Annotated in this window: 14 protein-coding genes and 1 tRNA gene; 7 read left to right on the top strand and 8 right to left on the bottom strand. The window is 44.3% G+C overall.

The genetic code is table 11. From position 1 onward, the window contains the following. Positions 1 to 53: 53 nt before the first annotated feature. Positions 54 to 992: an SPFH domain-containing protein gene (locus DVO77_RS11280; protein WP_110456044.1), complete on the bottom strand. Its 939-nt coding sequence runs from the start codon at positions 990 to 992 to the stop codon at positions 54 to 56. A 255-nt stretch (positions 993 to 1,247) separates the two neighbouring features. Beyond that, positions 1,248 to 3,743, bottom strand: coding sequence for a two-component system response regulator (locus tag DVO77_RS11275; RefSeq protein ID WP_119978408.1), 2,496 nt, complete (start codon positions 3,741 to 3,743; stop codon positions 1,248 to 1,250). Between the two features lie 273 nt (positions 3,744 to 4,016). On the opposite strand from DVO77_RS11275, the gene DVO77_RS11270 reads away from it, so the two are divergent. Then, positions 4,017 to 7,535 (top strand): ATP-binding protein, encoded by a 3,519-nt coding sequence (locus DVO77_RS11270; protein WP_119978407.1) that lies wholly within the window; start codon positions 4,017 to 4,019, stop codon positions 7,533 to 7,535. A gap of 671 nt (positions 7,536 to 8,206) precedes the next feature. Here the strand turns inward: DVO77_RS11270 and DVO77_RS11260 are convergent. The 5 genes from DVO77_RS11260 to rpsU form a co-directional block, all read right to left on the bottom strand. Next, positions 8,207 to 8,283, bottom strand: a tRNA-Ile gene (locus DVO77_RS11260). 196 nt (positions 8,284 to 8,479) lie between these two features. After that, a complete protein-coding gene (gene rpoD / locus DVO77_RS11255; protein WP_211328805.1) occupies positions 8,480 to 10,318 on the bottom strand; it encodes an RNA polymerase sigma factor RpoD in 1,839 nt (612 codons plus the stop codon). A gap of 126 nt (positions 10,319 to 10,444) precedes the next feature. Then, complete coding sequence (gene dnaG, locus DVO77_RS11250; protein WP_110456056.1) at positions 10,445 to 12,172, bottom strand: DNA primase; 1,728 nt, start codon at positions 12,170 to 12,172, stop codon at positions 10,445 to 10,447. 96 nt (positions 12,173 to 12,268) lie between these two features. Next, complete coding sequence (locus tag DVO77_RS11245; protein WP_119978405.1) at positions 12,269 to 12,712, bottom strand: GatB/YqeY domain-containing protein; 444 nt, start codon at positions 12,710 to 12,712, stop codon at positions 12,269 to 12,271. Between the two features lie 6 nt (positions 12,713 to 12,718). After that, positions 12,719 to 12,934: a 30S ribosomal protein S21 gene (gene rpsU / locus DVO77_RS11240; RefSeq protein WP_006080725.1), complete on the bottom strand. Its 216-nt coding sequence runs from the start codon at positions 12,932 to 12,934 to the stop codon at positions 12,719 to 12,721. A 324-nt stretch (positions 12,935 to 13,258) separates the two neighbouring features. Here rpsU and tsaD point away from each other — a divergent pair, with 324 nt between their 5' ends. Further along, positions 13,259 to 14,272 (top strand): tRNA (adenosine(37)-N6)-threonylcarbamoyltransferase complex transferase subunit TsaD, encoded by a 1,014-nt coding sequence (gene tsaD / locus DVO77_RS11235; protein WP_119978404.1) that lies wholly within the window; start codon positions 13,259 to 13,261, stop codon positions 14,270 to 14,272. A gap of 43 nt (positions 14,273 to 14,315) precedes the next feature. Here the strand turns inward: tsaD and plsY are convergent, their stop codons facing one another. Continuing rightward, positions 14,316 to 14,927: a glycerol-3-phosphate 1-O-acyltransferase PlsY gene (gene plsY / locus DVO77_RS11230; RefSeq protein WP_119978403.1), complete on the bottom strand. Its 612-nt coding sequence runs from the start codon at positions 14,925 to 14,927 to the stop codon at positions 14,316 to 14,318. A gap of 296 nt (positions 14,928 to 15,223) precedes the next feature. Here plsY and folB point away from each other — a divergent pair, with 296 nt between their 5' ends. The 5 genes from folB to DVO77_RS11205 all read left to right on the top strand — a co-directional run bounded on the left by folB (position 15,224) and on the right by DVO77_RS11205 (position 18,828). Continuing rightward, positions 15,224 to 15,577: a dihydroneopterin aldolase gene (folB, locus tag DVO77_RS11225; RefSeq protein WP_110456060.1), complete on the top strand. Its 354-nt coding sequence runs from the start codon at positions 15,224 to 15,226 to the stop codon at positions 15,575 to 15,577. A 4-nt stretch (positions 15,578 to 15,581) separates the two neighbouring features. Then, entirely contained in the window at positions 15,582 to 16,073 is a 492-nt protein-coding gene (gene folK, locus DVO77_RS11220; RefSeq protein WP_110456061.1) for a 2-amino-4-hydroxy-6-hydroxymethyldihydropteridine diphosphokinase, read from the top strand. Between the two features lie 23 nt (positions 16,074 to 16,096). Further along, the gene (locus DVO77_RS11215) at positions 16,097 to 16,897 is read left to right on the top strand and encodes an undecaprenyl-diphosphate phosphatase (RefSeq protein ID WP_119978402.1); all 801 of its coding nucleotides are present in this window, start codon (positions 16,097 to 16,099) and stop codon (positions 16,895 to 16,897) included. Between the two features lie 35 nt (positions 16,898 to 16,932). Beyond that, positions 16,933 to 17,787, top strand: coding sequence for a methyltransferase domain-containing protein (locus DVO77_RS11210; RefSeq protein ID WP_119978401.1), 855 nt, complete (start codon positions 16,933 to 16,935; stop codon positions 17,785 to 17,787). 99 nt (positions 17,788 to 17,886) lie between these two features. Next, positions 17,887 to 18,828 carry a L,D-transpeptidase family protein gene (locus DVO77_RS11205; protein WP_119978400.1) on the top strand — a complete coding sequence of 314 codons (942 nt, stop codon included), beginning with the start codon at positions 17,887 to 17,889 and terminating at the stop codon, positions 18,826 to 18,828. The last annotated feature ends 175 nt before the right edge of the window (positions 18,829 to 19,003 follow it).

Genomic DNA, 19,003 nt, shown 5'->3' with positions numbered 1-19,003 from the left:
CCCTATAAAAAAGCCCGAGAATCTCGGGCTTTTTAGTGTATTAAAGTGGGCGGTTATCGCTTGTTATTCATGTTCCATAACACGCTTTGATCGCTGCCCATTATCGTGGTGGGCATTTGACCATTCCATTGCTGGGCACGCACATAATCAACCAAGGTTTGTGACTCACGTAGCGCGGCTGCTTTCTTCTGAATCGCTTCAGCTTCCGCTAGACCTTTTAAGCGAATGGCTTCCGCTTCTGCTATGGCTTCAGTTTTAATGGCGTAGGCTTTACCGTCTGCAGTGGCTTTAGCCGCATCACGCATTGCGTTGGCGGTATTAACTTCACGCTGCGCTTCTAGGTTTTGTCGCTCTAAACGATGCATCTCTGCGGCGGCCAAGTTTTTTTCGGTTTGTTTAGTTTCGATTGATTGTATGTACTTTTGTGGTAGCCCAAGGTTTTCTAACTGGGCAGAGTCTAACTTGACCGGATACTGCTTCATCTCTTCAATTAACACATCTTCTATCTGGGCAATCACCCGACCACGGTTTTGGATGATCTCTTCGGCTTTATAGCGTGCTAAGGCATCTTTTGTTGCCGAGCGTAACTTAGGATCAAGAATACGTGACTCAAATTGACTCAGGCCGCCATAGCTTTTAAATAGTTCGAAAGCTTGATCGCGGTTAATGGTCCAGTTAATGGAGACTTCCGCGGTAACTGGCATCTGTTCATGAGTTGAGGCGTTGAGTTTTTCGACGTTTTTACGGGTACGAATCTCCAGAACCTCAACCTTATCGACAAAAGGGATTTTAATATGTAATCCTGGGTTAACCTGTTCGGTCGCTTCGCCAAAGCGTTTGATGATACCCACATGACCTTCATCCACGGTATACATGGTTTGTGCCACAAACATGATGATGACCACTATGGCGATAATGAAACTTATAGCGCCTCGTCCTTTGGTTTTTATGTTGGTAAAGTCAGCTATATCAATGGTTTTATTTGTGGTCATTATCTCTCCTTGTGACGCTGTATATTAAGCAAGCTCATACTTGAGGCTTATTGATTAGAGTCAGATTATTGTGACCTGACTTTAGGAGACAAAATAATACGTTAATATTTATGCTCGTCAAGTTGAGTAAATGTTGCTATTTTTTTGGCGGAATCTAACTCTAACCATAGAGGGCTAGAGTCTATTTTAATATTGCTATGCTGAGCCATTATTCAAAGTCAATCTCTGCTGATTAACAATATAGCGATGTCATTATCAATGGCCTGTGTTGTCTATTTCTTGTTTGTTGCCTGTGATGGCTTGTTGTCTTAACAGTTGTTCAAACTCATCTAACGGCAAGGGTTTACTAAATAAGTAGCCTTGGCCAAGTTCACACTGTAATGACTTTAATTTTTCCAGTTGATCATCATCCTCTATTCCTTCTGCCACAAGCTTAAGCTTGAGTGATTTAGCTAGATGAATGACGGCGCGCACTATATCTAGGCTCTGTTCATCGCAAAGCATATCTTTGACAAAAGATTGATCAATTTTTAAGGTGTTGACAGGAAAGAACTTTAAATAAGACAGGCTAGAATATCCAGTACCAAAATCATCAATGGCAATGGTGAGGCCGAGTGCTGAGAGTGTGTTAAGAATGGTCAACGCTTCATCGAAATCATGCATCAATGCACTCTCTGTCACTTCCAGTTCGAGTAGGTCGCTTCTCAGTTGACTCAACTCTAAAATATTGGCGACAGAAGCGCAAAAATGGGGGTTGGTAAATTGCTTGGCCGCAATATTAATGGCAATCTGTAATTCGTAGCCATCTTCATACCACTGTTTAGCGGCAATACAGCTTTTAGTCAGGATCTGCTCACCTAATTCATGGATAAGGCCGGTTTCTTCGGCTAGGGGAATAAAGTCTAGCGGTGAAATAACTTTCCCTGTGGGTGAGGTTAACCTTGCGAGGGCCTCGGCGCCCACAATCTTGAGCGTTTTTAAATCGACTTTCGCCTGATAGTAAACATTAATCGCATCGGTATCGATTGCAGTGCGCAGCAAGGTGATCAGTTCATGACGCTTAAATAACTGACGCTCCAAGTCTTCTGAAAAATAGCAAAAACGGTTACGGCCTAAGTCTTTTGCTCTATACATAGCCGCATCGGCATGGGTGATTAGCTCTTCAGCTCTGATGGCATCTGTTGGGTAAAGACTGATACCAATACTCACTGAAAGAGGATACTCCTTGCCTTGGATCCTAAAAGGCGTATTTATACGAGTAACGATATCTTCGGCTATAGAATCCACCTGCCCAGTAGAATCTATTGCCGGAAGTAAGAGTACAAATTCATCACCACCAATGCGGGCTAAGGTGGTGTTAGGTGCGACCAGTAACTGTAAACGTTTGGCCACTTGCTTAATAATGAGATCGCCATATGAATGGCCTAATGAATCATTGAGGTATTTAAAATGGTCAATGTCAATTAACAATAGCGCCACCTGTTGTTGGTTAGCCTGGGCAACTGTACAAGCATGGGTAACGCGATCGTGTAGGAGAATACGATTTGGTAAGTCGGTTAACTGGTCATGGTTGGCTAAATGGCTCATCTTTATCGCCATTGCTACGGTTTCGCTAATATCATGAAAGACAATAATCGCACCAGTAATATTACCCTCATCATCTTTTATCGGAGCGGCTGAATCTTCGATTCGATATGTGGTCCCATCTTGACTATTGAGTTGGCAATTGAGAGCCATGGCGACAGTGCGCTGTTCCTTAAGGGCTATAGAAATAGGGTTTTGCCCTCGATACTGAGTGGTAGCGTCGCAGATATCCATTACCTCATCAATATGCAGTCCGATAGCATCGCGCATAACCCAGCCTGTCAGTCGTTCGGCAATCGGATTCATAAAGGTAATTTTTGCTTCATTGTCAGTGGCGATCACGGCATCACCAATGGAATTAAGCATAATTTTAAGCCGAGAGTTTTCGATACCCAGCTGCTTTTTAGCTTGTCTTATTGAACTAATATCGGTCAATGTCAGCAGCATACCATTGAGTTGATCTTGCCCGCCTCTTTTGGTCATATTTGCTTGTATATACTGGATATCATTTTGGCTGTTCTCTAGAGCAACTTCAAAATCATCTTCGGTTTCTGCAGAGGCAATTCGGTGTACTATTTCTTGGTAGATGTTATCGGGCAATAGGGCTGAAGCATGTCGAGATATTGCTTTATCTATGGGGAGATTAAACCACTTCCCATCATCATCGTTACAATATTGTAGATATAAGTCTGAGTTCCAATAGGAGACATGGACAGGTATTTGTTGGAGTAATGCTTGAACATCTTGCTTGGCTTCAATGAGCGCTTTCTCTTGCTGCTTGAGGCGTAAATGGTTTTTAACCCTGAGCCGGCATAATATCATGTCGATAGGTTTACTTATAAAATCGATACCGCCCGATTCGAGTGATTTATACTCAAAAGTACTTTCTTGGTGGGCGGTGATAAAGATGATTGAGATCTGGCATGTCTTGGGATTATTTTTCAGTCGAGTACAGATTTCGAAGCCATCCATTTGGGGCATTTCTATATCGAGTAAAATAATTGAGGGTTGGTAAGTTTCAGCTTTCATTAAGGCATCGTTACCACCAGTACTGCAAATAATATCAGCCAAGTCGTTAAGCGACTGTTCTAGCATGTGTAGGTTGAGTTGCTCATCATCAACAATCAACATTTTTTGACGATAATTAACTCCATTACCGAATAGCATAGTAGAAGTCCTTTTCTAATTTAGACACCACTTATTAGTCTCTCCTACTATACTGGGTATCAGTAGGCCAGTGGTCGTTGCATATCTAATAGCTAGTGTGCCGCTACCTGCTAGTCAAATACAGTGATTTCAGTGATATTAGCTAATATTAGTAAATAAAACGAGAGTATGCTTCAATAACAAGGCTTAAATTGATTGTTATCTACTAACTTAACTAATGGAGATCTAATAGCGTAATTTTTAAGGACGAGATTTTTAAAAGGAATTAACACTATGAAACACAACATTATTACGCTATCAAATCTATGGGCTAAGCTAAATACATCTTTGCTCATGCTCTGCTTGGTAGTGGTTTTTGTCGTGTCACTCGCCATTATTTTTACGTTTGAATTTCAACTTAAAAATCGAGTTATCGATGATTTACAGTTAACCCTAGGTGATATCAGTACTCGGGTGGATAAGCAGGTGCAAGATCACTTAAGTAAACATCTCAATGACCTACGTTTTTTACATGCTACTCCCCCCATCAAAGGCTTGTCTCGTGCTGAAGGTCATCAAGGTGTTGATCCGCTGGATGGCACCACTTACCAGCAGTGGCGTGAGCGACTTGAAACCATTTTTATGGCATTTTTACGCAATAATATTGAATATGATCAGCTGAGGATCATTGGTACTGATGGCATAGAATTAGTGCGTGTCAATAAGCGTGATGGTGTCGTACAAGTGGTAAGTGATATCAATTTACAAAATAAACGTAATCGAGATTATTACCAAGCGAGTATGCAGCTGATTGACGGTGAGATCTATACTTCCCCAATTTCACTAAATAGAGAGTTTGATAAGATTGAATACCCTTATCGACCCATGCTGCGAATGGCTATACCGATTCATGATGATTTTGGTCAACGCTTTGGTTTTTTGGTTGCTAACGTAAATGCTAATCAATTATTACATTCGATAGAAGCAATGACCCCGCCGCCGAATCAACTTATTTTAATCGATTCAGGAGGGTATTTCTTACTTCATCCTGATAATGAAATGCGCTTTAGCCGTGACTTAGACCAGGACAAAACATGGGGTAATCGCTATGACGTTGGCGCTAATGTGGCGCGAAACTTTTTAATGGTTACCGATAAGCTTGATGCTAATGAAGTGTATTACGCATTGACCCGACCTATCATCATTTCTAATGACCCGCTAGATGGGCAGTTACAGTTGATATTGCTGACGCCTAAGACTCATGCCGACAAGATGAGTATGGGTAGACGCATAAGTGTTTATACTTACATGCTAGCGTTAGGGGCTTTGTTTGTCTTTGTGGTGGTAATGCTTAATCGTAGCGCTAAGAATAATCAGAATTTAGCTAAGGCGAGAGCGCAATCAGCGGCAATCATTAACGGCTCTAAAGATGCCATTATAGGGTTATCTAACGAGGGTAAAATAACCAACTGGAATCGTGCGGCGCAGTCACTATTTGGTTATGACTACCTTTATGTTATGGACCGTCAACTTGATGAGTTACCGCAACTTTCTGCTATCGAATTACCTAAATTAGTCGCGCAATTAAATGATACTAACAAATTAATCTCACATGAGACTCAGTTACAAAAAGCAGATGATACTCAGGTGGAGCTGTCGATATCGGTATCGGTGATTTTAGGTGAGCATAATGAGATAAGCGGCGTAGCAATAGTGATTAAAGATATCACTATTGAAAAGCTGGCAGCACAAAAAATATTGCAAGCTAATGCTGAATTAGAAGAAAAAGTCGCGGTTCGCACTGCAGAGCTGGAGCAAGCGAGCCATGTGAAGAGCGGGTTTATTTCTAATATTAGCCATGAGATGCGTACGCCGTTAAACGGTATTGTCGGTACGTTAAACTTGGTCAGAAAAGACCCCCTTTCTGATAAGCAGCGCCGCTATTTGGACATGACCGAGGTCAGTGTCAATGCACTTTCTGTTTTAATAAATGATGTGCTTGATCTGTCTAAAATTGAAGCAGGAAAATTAGATCTCGACTTTAAATCATTCAACCCATTAAATCTGGTTGAAAGTATTTGCAGTAGTATGGCGGTTAAGGCCCAAGAAAAAGGCCTTGAATTTATTATTGATGTGGTCGATTTAAGGGTACAAAGTATCATTAGCGACCCTCATCGGGTATCACAAATCTTAACTAATTTAATTAATAATGCGGTCAAATTTACCGATAGTGGATTTATCAAGGTTACGTTAAAAACTGAACTGTTAGCTGATGAGACGTTAACGCTGACGTGTGCGGTGACAGATACTGGTATGGGGGTTTCTGAAGAATATAAAGATAAGCTTTTTAATGCCTTTTCTCAAGAAACCACTAGCATTGCGGCCAAATACGGTGGCACTGGCTTAGGGTTATCAATCTGTCAGCAGCTGAGTGAATTATTAAATGGCAGTATGAGCTTCGAGTCCACTAAGGGGCAGGGGAGTACATTTTCTTTTACTATGTGTTTGGCTCGCCATGATTATAAGTTGATGGCTATCAAGACTAAGCTAGAGGGCGCCGCATGTGCGATTCTAGTGACTCATCCTGAACAACATCTGTGCATTGAACGCTCTCTTTTATGCCTTGATGGGCGAATTGTTTCAGCGCAGCCACTCGTTGAGTGGTTGTGTACTAGTCGTGCATCGTTACCAACAAACTTACCTAAGTTTATCGTGATTGAGCAACAACATAAGTTACTATTCGAACTCGATGCTCGCTGGGCAGTGTTGAACGCTCAGTGCAATCACCTCCCCAAGATATTAGTATTTCAACAAAGTAGCGACATAGTGGCTGGTAGGTCACTGAATAATATTGAGGCTGCCTATTTAAATAATCCATTACTGATGTCTGAGCTACAGCAGAGAATGGTTGGCAGTAGCATCGATTTAACTAAATCAGCCTTAACTACACATGTGACATCGAGTTTACAGTTAATGTCGAGTGATATTAATTGTGTCAAAGATGCTCGAGTATTGATCGTTGATGACAATGATATCAATATTGAGGTGGCTATTGGCATATTGTCGAGTTTACCCATTCATTTCGTTCAAGCATCAAATGGAGATGAGGCCATACAGCGGCTGCTAGATTCAGGGGATCAACCTATCCATAGCATATTGATGGATTGCCAGATGCCAATACTCAATGGTTATGATTGCACTAAACGTGTTCGTCAAGGCGAGGCCGGCGAGGCTTATATTAATGTTCCGATAGTCGCTATGACTGCCAGCGCTATGATGGGAGAGCGAGAGAAATGCATCGATGCGGGTATGAACGATTATGTGACTAAGCCGATTGCAGCAGAGCGTTTAATCGAGGCGGTATTAAGTGCTATTTTATCGTCATATCAAGCGACGGTCATCTCAGCGGATGAGCATGAGTCCGTTGCTCTAGGGTGGGATAAGGCTATTGCAATAGCCCGTCTGATGGACAATAACGCTTTATTTTGTGATATCTGCACTATGTATTGTCAAACTACTCCTAAACAACTTGCTGATTTAGCGAGTGCGATTAAATGTAGCCAATTTGAGGTTGCCCGACAACTGAGCCATTCACTCAAAGGGTTATCCAGCAGTATTGGAGCGAGTGAATTGCAAATGCAGTTTCATAGCTTAGAGATAGCGGCACAGACACAAGATAGGAGTAAGATGGTACTGCAACTGGGACAGATTGAACCTCGTTATCGGCAGCTGCTTATTGCTATACAAGATTATTTGGCTGCCAACGACATATCAAGCGAGGGCGTTCTGTCTACTACCTCTGCGCGAGCCTAAACATTAGATTGTGGTGTGGAGCATAATTATCAACAGAAAAGGCAAGAGCGTAAATTTGCCTATATTTAGGCTAACTTGTTAAAAAGTTAGCGAACAAAAACTAAGGTTTAACGCCCTTGTCTTCGCAGCCTGCCTTTTGCTTATCAATGATAAGGTCACCCTCTACTGTCATACCAATTGAGCCAACGATAAATGAGTGGTTCAACTGACTGACAACACGATTTGTTAGTCCCATTGCATATTTTCTTGTTTAATCGCTCTATCCATTGCCATTTTAACATTATGAATACTAAGCGGAAAAATACAGGGCATTTATCTTCACCTATTACATGTTTGCCTTTGACAAGATTACCAGAGTCTAAATCGAAATTTCAGCTACTGCTGACGGCCATAATAGGCAACTCTGATTGTGTAATCAGAAGTGGTTAAAATGGCTAAAGGCGCTATTGATAGACCCCTTTTTTTCATCCAGCCATTTTCTGGGTAATGATTTTTTAGTCATGGATATAGTGAATTTGCTATTGATTTGGTGAGAGGCTTTAATACAAAAAATAATCTATATATTTGATATACAATCAGAGGTATTTTAATTTGGTCAAAGGCTTACAGCCTCTAGTTCTAGCAGAGATGAAAAAGCCGCTTGAATTTCTTCAAGCGGCTTTTTCATAAATTGGTGGCCCCTCACAGACTTGAACTGTGGACCTGACGATTATGAGTCGTATGCTCTAACCAACTGAGCTAAGGGGCCGACTTAAGATGGTCGTCACCATCGAAAGCGCTGAGAAGTATACGAGGTTTAATTGCCGTTGTCACCCCAGAATATGGTCCAAATCCCAAGTTTGAATTCAATTGGTTATCTGTTAATCAATCTGATGCTAATCTCCATTGAAAACAAAAAGCCCAGCAAGATGCTGGGCTTTTGGGGGTCGTTAAAATCAGTATGACTACTCGTCGAGAAATGACTTTAAGATCTCTGAGCGAGAAGGGTGACGTAGCTTGCGCAACGCTTTGGCTTCAATCTGACGAATACGCTCACGTGTTACGTCAAATTGCTTGCCCACTTCCTCAAGAGTGTGGTCGGTATTCATATCGATACCAAAACGCATACGCAGTACTTTGGCTTCGCGGGCGGTAAGGCCGGCTAACACTTCGTGAGTAGCGTTTCTTAAGCTTTCGCCAGTCGCCGAATCCAATGGCAGCTCGAGGGTAGTATCCTCGATAAAATCACCTAAGTGCGAATCTTCATCGTCACCAATAGGGGTTTCCATTGAGATTGGCTCTTTAGCAATCTTAAGTACCTTACGGATCTTATCTTCAGGCATTAACATGCGCTCGGCCAACTCTTCTGGTGAAGGTTCGCGCCCCATCTCTTGTAGCATTTGACGAGAGATACGGTTGAGTTTGTTAATGGTTTCAATCATATGCACTGGAATACGGATCGTTCTTGCTTGGTCAGCAATAGAGCGAGTGATCGCCTGACGGATCCACCATGTTGCATAAGTTGAGAACTTATAGCCACGACGATATTCAAACTTATCAACGGCTTTCATCAAACCTATGTTACCTTCTTGGATCAGATCCAAGAATTGTAAACCACGGTTAGTGTACTTTTTCGCGATAGAGATAACCAAACGTAGGTTGGCTTCAACCATCTCTTTTTTCGCCCGGCGAGCCTTAGCTTCACCGATTGACATACGACGGTTAATATCTTTGATCGCGGCAATCGCCAAGCCGGTTTCATTTTCAATCGCATCAAGCTTAGCGCGGCAACGTCGTACATCGTCGGCAACCATAGCTAAACCTTCTGAATAAGGTTTCTTCGCGGCGATCTCATCGTTAAACCAGTCGATGCTACTTTCGTTAGAAGTATATACTTTAACGAAGTTTTTCTTTGGCATCTTGGCTTGTTCAACACACAGCTTCATGATGAGGCGTTCTTGAACACGCACTTTGTCCATCATTTCACGCATGCTTTTAACAAGGCGATCGAACTGTTTTGGAACTAGGCGGAACTCTTTAAAGATTTCGCCAATCTCAAATAACGCCTTGGTCGATTCTGGATGCTCACGGCCTTTTTCGGCAATGATTTTTAATGCGCGTTCATGGGCTTCACGAAGTTGAGTGAAACGCTCGCGCGCTTCTTCAGGATCTGGCCCTTTCGGGGTATCATCCTCTTCATCTTCACCATCCTCATCATCGTCGTCATCTTCATCATCGAGTTCGTCATCTGAGAGTTCTGAGCCAATGTGTGTTGCTGTTGGGGCAACATCTTCAGCATTGGGGTCCACAAATCCAGAGATTATGTCTGATAGTCTGACTTCTTCAGCTTCATAGCGGTCGTATTGCTCAAGGATCATGGCGATCGCTTTAGGATACTCAGCTACAGAGGCTTGAACGGTATTGATGCCTTCTTCAATACGCTTAGCGATAACAATCTCGCCTTCGCGGGTCAGAAGTTCTACCGTGCCCATTTCACGCATGTACATGCGCACAGGGTCTGTCGTACGTCCGAGTTCAGCCTCTACCGTAGCCAGTGCTGCGGCAGCTTCTTCGGCAGCATCCTCATCGGTGCTGTCTTCAGACATCATGATCTCATCGGCATCCGGCGCCTGCTCGTAGACGCGAATACCCATGTCATTAATCATCTGGATAATATCTTCGATCTGGTCAGAATCGACCATATCTGCAGGTAAGTGATCGTTCACTTCTGCATAGGTTAAATAACCTTGCTCTTTACCTTTGGCAAGCAACAATTTAAGTTGCGACTGCGGAGTATGCTCCATAGATATCATCCAAGTTGGGTAACTGTTACAACGACGGACAAACGAGTGCCGCGCAAATCGTCAATTATAGCCTTGTGTGTAGCGCTGTGCTAGCCCAAGTCATTACTTTAAGACAAATTTTGCCTTTTAAGCCTGACCCTGTATCACAGCAATGAGCTTTTTTAATTGCATCCGCTCTTCTTTAGTATGGTGCTGTTTTAAGCTCAATTCCTGATATCGTTGTTCAATGTATTGATTGTTTAACCATATCAGTGCTTTTTTGAACTCTTGCTGCAAATTTTCATCCGCCACTTGATGTTCCCATTGGGTCAATTTTTTCAGGGTGCCTAATTGGTCATCACCTCTGAATTGTTCAAGTAGTTGTGCGCTGTTTATCTTGTTGGCTCGAGTTCGGTCTAATAAGAGGGTCAGCAAATCGATGCCGGCCATCTTGATATGTTTTAGCGCTGGTTGCTCTGGTAATCCGTTACCTAAGCTGGGATCTTGTACTAACAGTGCGATGGCTAGTCGCAATGGTGTTCCACGTCCCTTGAGCGCTTTATTGTGCAGCGTTTGACTCTGTTTGGTTGCTTTAAAACCGAGTTTTCGTTGCAGCTCTTCCGCACTGTTCATGCCGAGCTTATAGGCTAGATTTTCTAGTAATAAACTTTGCAGAACAGTATCTTGTACTTTTTCTATCAGCATCATGGCTTGTTTTGCCAAGGTGCCTTTATCTGTGCCATAGCGGCTGGCTAAGGTATCGAATAAAAATTCGGGTAATAGTTTAGCCTCAGTAACTAATTGTTCAAATGCCGGCTTGCCAATTTGTCTGACCATAGAATCAGGGTCTTCGCCTTGAGGCAAGAACATAAACTTGACCTGATCGCCAGGTTTTAACAGCGGTAGCGCCGTTTCTAATGCGCGCCAGGCAGCTTCGATACCCGCTTTATCGCCGTCATAACAGCAAACGACTTCTTTAGCACTACGTAACAGTAACTGAAATTGCTCTGCCGTTGTTGATGTACCGAGCGATGCTACGGCGTAATCCACATCAAACTGAGCCAATGCCACCACGTCCATGTAGCCCTCAACGATTAATATCTGCTGCGGGTCTCTGTGACGCTGCTTTAGCTCATATAAGCCGTATAGCTCATACCCTTTATGAAATATGGGCGTTTCTGGCGAATTCAAGTACTTTGGCGTGCCATCACCGAGTACACGTCCACCAAAGCCGATAACTCTGCCACGTCTATCACGGATCGGAAACATCAGTCTGTCACGGAACCTGTCGTAACGTTTGCCATTATCGTTTTCGATCACCATTCCAGCGGTGAGCAGTTTATCTTGTGAATCTTGGTTGTGCCGATAACGACTGAGTAACCCATCCCAGCCGTCGGGCGCAAAGCCAATATTGAAGTGGTTAATCACTTCATCAGACAAACCTCGATGGCTTAAATAATCGAGCACTTTTTGTTTATCTGGGTGTTGTCTCAATTGGCTTTGAAAAAACAGGCTGGCCTCATCCAATAACTGGTAGAGGTCGCGACTCAAGCCTTCATCACGGCGTTTACCCGTGCCTTGTTCTCTGGGAACTTCTAAGCCTAATTGGCCTGCAAGTTCTTCTATCGCATCGACAAAGTCTAATCTGTCATATTCCATGACAAAGTCGATAGCATTGCCATGAGCGCCACAGCCAAAACAGTGGTAAAACTGCTTGTCTCTGCTAACAGTAAAGGACGGGGATTTTTCGCTATGAAACGGGCAACAGGCAGAATGATTTTTCCCCGCCTTTTTCAGGGGGACTTTAGCATCGATAAGGTCGACTATATCGGTGCGAGCTACAAGCTCATTGATAAAATCACGAGGTATCGCCATTGGTATATAAATGCCGCCTTTTCGCGAAAAAAACTGAAAGAGTACAAACAAACAAGCCGTGCTTTAGCACGGCTCATTCATACATTGAACACTAAGTTACTGAAGCTTAGCCTTAATCATGGCGCCAATAGCCGCCATGTCAGCTCGTCCTTGTACTTTAGGTTTCAACGCTCCCATTACTTTGCCCATATCCGCCATGGATGATGCACCGATCTCTTGGATCGTTGTATCTACTAGCTGAGCGACCTCTTCTTGTGAAAGAGGTTTCGGCAGGAAAGTTTCAAGTACTTGAATCTCACTTGCTTCAGCATCGGCTAGTTCGTCGCGACCCGCTGCGCTATATTGCGCAATAGAATCACGACGCTGTTTAACCATTTTGGTTAAGACAGCTATGGCTTGATCATCATTCAGAGATTCGCGGGTATCCACTTCAATCTGTTTGATGGCTGCCAGTGCCATACGAATAGTTCCCAAGCGCACCTTATCTTTGGAGCGCATGGCATCTTTCATTTGGTCTTTTAGCTGATCAATTAGGCTCATAAGAGATTAGTATAAACGTACGCGACGCGCATTTTCACGAGAAAGCTTCTTAGCAAGACGCTTAACTGCTGCGGCTTTAGCACGCTTACGTGCAGTAGTTGGCTTCTCGTAAAATTCACGAGCACGAACGTCGGCTAAGATACCAGCTTTTTCACAAGAGCGCTTGAAACGACGTAAAGCTACGTCAAATGGTTCATTTTCACGTACTTTAATAATTGGCATACGCCATCACCCCTTAGGTGTAGGTTGTATTGAGTTAACTAATTAACTCAAGTTAATTTAAAAATGGTGCGGAATTCTATACCGACTACCAATAGTTTGTAAACCCCTTTGTAGCGATCTTATGTGCGATCTTTACTCGGTGTTTAGATCAAGTTTAGCACTGGACGCTGGACTTGGTGAGTCCTGAGCCCTGATATAGCGTGATAATCGACCATTATAACGCCGTCGCGGCAAAGGGGGAAGAGGGAGGCTATTTATCGATTGGTATAATTGCCACAGAGCAGGTAAAATTGGCCGCCACTTCATTTAGGTAGACAGGAAACGATGCGAGTTATAGGTATAGAGACATCTTGTGATGAAACCGGTATTGCCGTTTATGACGACGAGAAAGGGCTTTTATCTCATACACTTTACAGTCAGGTTAAGTTACACGCCGATTATGGTGGGGTGGTCCCTGAGCTGGCCTCGCGCGATCATGTCCGTAAAATAGTGCCGTTGATAAAGCAAGCATTAGCCGATGCTAACTGCACCCAAGATGATATTGACGGTATTGCTTACACTAAAGGCCCTGGTTTAGTCGGTGCCTTACTCGTCGGTGCTTGTGTTGGCCGAGCGTTGGCCTTTGCCTGGGGGAAACCCGCTGTGGGCGTTCATCATATGGAAGGGCATTTACTCGCGCCTATGCTCGAAGTTAATGTGCCTGAATTCCCCTTTTTGGCCTTGTTGGTCTCAGGTGGCCATTCGATGATGGTCGCGGTTGAAGGCATAGGTCGTTACCAGGTGCTGGGCGAATCGGTTGATGATGCTGCCGGTGAGGCGTTTGATAAAACCGCCAAGCTGATGGGCTTAGATTACCCCGGAGGCCCAAGATTGGCAAAATTGGCCGCTCAAGGACTGCCTAATTGTTATCGTTTCCCACGCCCTATGACAGATCGCCCAGGGCTTGATTTTAGTTTTTCAGGGCTGAAAACCTTTGCCGCCAATACGATTGCCGCCGAGCCCGATGATGAGCAGACTCGCGCTAATATTGCCCGCGCATTTGAAGAGGCTGTGGTTGATACCTTAGCCATCAAGTGTAAGCGCGCGCTTAAGCAAACTGGGTATAACCGCTTAGTGATAGCCGGAGGCGTGAGTGCCAATAGTCGCTTAAGGGCATCTTTAGCACAAATGATGCAAGATCTTGGTGGGCAAGTTTATTATCCACGTGGTGAGTTCTGTACCGATAATGGTGCGATGATCGCCTATGCGGGTATGCAGCGTTTAAAAGCTGGCCAGATAGAAGATTTAGCTGTTAAAGGTATGCCACGCTGGCCGTTAGATTCATTACCGCCAGTCTAGTCGTGCCGTTAGCCTGTGAATAGCCCAGTACAAAGTAGCCCTTTTACTGGGCTTTTTCTTTCTTTTTACGCGACACTTTCGACTCTTCTCCCTTTAACAGGCGAGCGATATTTTCTCGATGGCGGATCACGATTAACATGGACAACATGGCTACGGGGATGGTGAAGCGGTCGTCGAAATACCAAGTATATAGAGGTGCTAAAAAAGCGGTTATAATGGCCGCTAAGGATGAATAACGGCAGATAATGACTAAGATTATCCATGTCACCATTAAAGCCAGTGATAGGTCAGCACCGATAGGGGCCATGGCGCCAAAGGCGGTGGCAACCCCTTTTCCACCTTTAAACTTAAAAAAGATAGGGAAGATATGCCCTAGGCAGGCGCTAATAGCGATAATGCCTAAGGGGACGGCATCGACACCGAGGCGAAAAGCAATGTAGGTAGGAATGGCGCCTTTAAGCATATCGAAGAGCAATACCGTGGCTGCGGCGCTCGCGCCACCAATGCGCAAGACATTGGTCGCGCCAGGGTTACCAGAACCTTCGTTACGGGGGTCGGGTAACCCTCGAAGACGACACACTAGCACTGCACTGGAGATTGAACCGGCCAAGTAGGCGATCAAAATCATCGCTAGGGTCAACAGCGTTAAGCTCAAATTGGTTTCCTTATCCTTCTTAAGGTATTATCGCGACCTAGCATCGAGGCCTCTCATTAACCTTATATTTTACGCACTGGTTGATAGAGCGGTTGTAATGAGCAGCGGGGCGATGTCATCCGTTCTCATAGACCCTGTTTCGATGCCATTACAGCAGCTTATCCTACTTGGGTTTTTAGCTGTACGAAAGGGGTAAACACAGTTATCTGTGCAATTTTGTCATTATATCAAGGTTGGACTCATTAGCTTATTAGACCTCTTTTTGCCAACACTTAACTTGCCTAGCGGGAGGCATTATGGACAAGGTGCTTATTTCACAACTGAAAGTGGAAACAGTGATTGGGATTTACGAGTGGGAAAAGCAGATCCATCAGCAGTTGTTAATCGATCTGGAAATGGCATGGGATAATGGCCCGGCCGCCGACAGCGACGATTACCAATATGCGTTGTGCTATGAAACGGTTTCTAATCGTTTAGTTGAGCTTATTACCGAAAAGCCAATTGAACTCATCGAAACCGTTGCCGAAATGTGCGCTAAGTGCGTGATGACGGAGTTTGATGTGCCTTGGGTAAAAGTGAAAGTGATGAAGCCCGGAGCCGTCCCTTCAGCATCCGCTGTCGGCGTAGAAATACAACGAGGTCATCTATAATACTATGGCGCGTATTTTTATTAGTATTGGCAGTAATATTGACGCCGAGCATTATTTTAATGTGGCCCTTAAGGCGTTAACAGATCACTTTTCAAACCTGTGCCTATCGTCGGTATTTGAAAGCGAAGCGGTGGGATTTAAGGGTAGTAATTTTCTCAATATGGTGGTGGCTGGCGACACGCCATTATCTGTAGCGCAAGTGGTTGCGCTGTTTAAACGCATAGAACAAGACAATGGCCGCAGTTTAGGGGCCAAAAAATACAGCCCACGAACCTTAGATCTTGACCTGTTACTGTATGACGACTGGGTGGGTCAAATCCCGGTAGAACTGCCTCGCGCAGAGATCACCACCAATGCTTTTGTACTGTGGCCATTAGCCGAGATCGCGCCGACCTTACTGCATCCCGTCGAGCAACAAACCTACCAAACCTTGTGGGATAACTTTGATAAGTCGCAGCAAAAGCTGTGGCCGATTGAATTTCATTGGTGTTACTAACAATCCATCGATAAAGGATAAATATGGATACGTTTCAGGTAATTGTATTGGCACTTATCCAGGGCCTTACGGAGTTTTTACCTATTTCTAGCTCGGCGCATTTAATTCTGCCCGCCCAGCTTTTAGGCTGGCAAGATCAAGGATTAACCTTCGATGTTGCGGTGAATACCGGCTCATTGTTGGCTGTGGTTATCTATTTTCGCCGTGAGTTATGGTCGATGTTTACCGCTTGGACGGGCAGCATCGCTAGCGGCCAGCAAGATGAGCAAAGCAAACTCGCATGGTGGATTATTTTAGCCACCATTCCCGCGGTGATTGTGGGCTTTACTGCCAAAGGGTTTATCGCCACCCACCTGCGCAATATTGAAGTCATTGCCTTTACCACCATAGTATTTGGTCTGCTACTTTGGTGGGCGGACCGCATGACGCGAGAAGGGTTTAGTGAGTTTCAAGTCGGGTGGAAGAAAGCCCTAGTGATAGGTATCGCCCAAGCGATGGCGTTGATCCCGGGGACGTCGCGTTCTGGTGCCACCATAACTGCCGCCTTGATGTTAGGCTTGAGCCGCGAAGCGGCAGCACGCTTTTCATTTTTAATGTCGGTACCAGTCAGTTTAGGGGCCGCTATTTTAGTGGTTAAAGATCTCATTGAAAGTGGTGAGGCGCTAGACTATCAAGCCTTAGGTTTGGGAACCTTGCTCTCTTTTGTGGCGGCATACCTTTGTATTCATTATTTTCTTAAAATTATTAGCCGCATGGGGATGACACCCTTTGTTATTTATCGCCTAGCGTTAGGTGCAGTGTTGTGTGTGGTGATTTTCGCTTAACGTTTTTATTTACCATGAATTATTAAAGAGATCCCATGAACAGCCATTATTTATGTCCCGTTTGCCAAGCTCAGATGTCGATCCATGAGGCTTCACAAGGGCTACATTGCCCAAAGAAGCATCATTTAGATAAAAATGAGCAGGGGTATTGGGTTTTCAGCCAAGCTAAAAAGCCGCACATGGACTCTCGTCAGGTGATGCGCGCTAAGCGTTTCTTGCTTGAGTCTGGCGTGTTTACTCCGCTGCTAGATGCATTAAAACAGCAGCTGACTCTCGCATTGGCAGAATATGTGACAGACCAAAATGTTGCGGTTAACCACTTAGATTTTGACTGTGGTGACGGCTTTTACTTGCGATCCCTGACCGATACCCTCCAAGGCGTGACAACAAACAGCAGTCAAACAGGGATAGGTGAGGCGGAAAATGCCTTATTTGCGGCGGTTAAAAGTCACCCAGAGGCAACCTACATCGTCAGCCAGTTAAAGCAGCTTCCCTTTGTGGATGAGTGCTTCGATATTGTGACACTTATCGATAAGCCACTTAAAGGCAAAGAGTTGTTACGTGTGCTTAAGCCTAACGGTTTGTTTGTACAGGTTTCACCCGGCCCGCGCCATCTGTGGCAAATTAAGCAGTATCTCTATAAGGACTTAGCCGAAAAACCTGCCGTTCCCACTTTAGCGAAAGGGCTTGAGCTTATCCATCAACAGCGAGTGAGTTTTACGCTTAATGTCACCCCTGATGAGGCGGTTACCCTATTGGAGATGACGCCCTATGCTTGGCGAGCGGCCGATAAGGTGAAGCGGCAGATGTCAACTGGGGACTTTAGCCAACTTGAAGTTGATTTTTACCTTACCCTGAGTCGTAAACAAATGATTGAAAAGGTTAATTAGCCTTATCTAACATTGAGCACTAGAAAATAGGCTTGGCTCAAGGTACCCTTTAACTCATTAAGGTTAGGCCATTAACACCCAGATTAGGAAGTAAAATCGATGATGCGTAAAATGCTGTTGGTCATCTTGTGGTTATTGCCGTGCTATACACTTGCTAATGTGTATTCTTTACCAACCAATGGTGGACGCCTGATTGGTGAATTACAGACGCATGTGGTTCAGCAGGGGGAGTATTTTAAGACTATTGCCGATCAATATAATGTCGGTATTTTAGAGTTAATGGAAACGAACCCTGGTGTCGATCCTTTTTTGCCCACGCCTGGCACGGAATTGACCATACCGACACTGATGTTGCTGCCGGATGTTCCGCGTCAAGGTATTGTGATTAATTTGCCAGAACTGCGTCTCTATTATTTCCCCGAAAATGGCCGTGAAGTCCATGTGTTTCCGGTCGGTATTGGCCGTGTTGGGCGTGAAACGCCTGAGATGGTGACTAAAATTAAGTCGCGTATTCCTAACCCAAGTTGGACACCGCCGGCCAGTATTCGCGCCGACCATTTACGCGAACGTGGCGAAGTGTTACCGCGCGTGGTGCCAGCTGGGCCCGATAACCCCTTAGGCCAATATGCAATGCAACTCTCTTATGGCGATGGTAGTTATCTGATCCACGGTACCAATAAAGATTTTGGTATCGGTATGCGCGTCAGTGCTGGTTGTATAAGGCTTAACCCCGACGATATTGAGTGGTTATTTAATCAGTCAAAGTATGGCGATAACGTACGAGTGATAAATCAAGCGGTGAAAATATCGGCTGAGCCAGATGGCAGGCATATTATTGAGGTGCATTCGCCATTATCTGAGTCGGAAGATGAGCCCAGCAATAAGGTGATCACCTTAAACAGTCAAATGGTAAAGTTCATCAGCCAAGATAAGGTCGATAGGGCTAAAGCCAACGATGCCATACTGACTCAAAATGGTATCCCAGTGCTCATCACTCGTGATGACGTAAACAGCTCAGACTTGAGCTGGTCAGGGAATTAATATCCGTGTCAATATGCACAAATTGCAATTAATAAGCGCCCAGTGGGCGCTTTTTTTATGCTTATTTTTTATGGGTAAACTGTGTAGCAGTGCGCCCAAAAGCACTCAGGCGATGGGGGACCTTAAGTGCACTTGTAGGCCTATTACCGTCATGAGCATTTTATTTGCTTAAACA

The sequence above is a fragment of the Shewanella algidipiscicola genome, assembly GCF_003605125.1.
In the GTDB taxonomy this organism is placed as follows: domain Bacteria; phylum Pseudomonadota; class Gammaproteobacteria; order Enterobacterales; family Shewanellaceae; genus Shewanella; species Shewanella algidipiscicola.
This window is presented reverse-complemented; position numbering and strand designations above follow the sequence as displayed.

Coding starts and splice junctions, on each gene's coding strand:
- tsaD (WP_119978404.1), top strand. CDS start 13,259: ATGCGAGTTATAGGTATAGAGACATCTTGTGATGAAACCGGTATTGCC.
- DVO77_RS11275 (WP_119978408.1), bottom strand. CDS start 3,743: ATGCTATTCGGTAATGGAGTTAATTATCGTCAAAAAATGTTGATTGTT.
- rpoD (WP_211328805.1), bottom strand. CDS start 10,318: ATGGAGCATACTCCGCAGTCGCAACTTAAATTGTTGCTTGCCAAAGGT.
- dnaG (WP_110456056.1), bottom strand. CDS start 12,172: ATGGCGATACCTCGTGATTTTATCAATGAGCTTGTAGCTCGCACCGAT.
- DVO77_RS11245 (WP_119978405.1), bottom strand. CDS start 12,712: ATGAGCCTAATTGATCAGCTAAAAGACCAAATGAAAGATGCCATGCGC.
- rpsU (WP_006080725.1), bottom strand. CDS start 12,934: ATGCCAATTATTAAAGTACGTGAAAATGAACCATTTGACGTAGCTTTA.
- DVO77_RS11215 (WP_119978402.1), top strand. CDS start 16,097: ATGGATACGTTTCAGGTAATTGTATTGGCACTTATCCAGGGCCTTACG.
- DVO77_RS11270 (WP_119978407.1), top strand. CDS start 4,017: ATGAAACACAACATTATTACGCTATCAAATCTATGGGCTAAGCTAAAT.
- folK (WP_110456061.1), top strand. CDS start 15,582: ATGGCGCGTATTTTTATTAGTATTGGCAGTAATATTGACGCCGAGCAT.
- DVO77_RS11210 (WP_119978401.1), top strand. CDS start 16,933: ATGAACAGCCATTATTTATGTCCCGTTTGCCAAGCTCAGATGTCGATC.
- DVO77_RS11205 (WP_119978400.1), top strand. CDS start 17,887: ATGATGCGTAAAATGCTGTTGGTCATCTTGTGGTTATTGCCGTGCTAT.
- DVO77_RS11280 (WP_110456044.1), bottom strand. CDS start 992: ATGACCACAAATAAAACCATTGATATAGCTGACTTTACCAACATAAAA.
- folB (WP_110456060.1), top strand. CDS start 15,224: ATGGACAAGGTGCTTATTTCACAACTGAAAGTGGAAACAGTGATTGGG.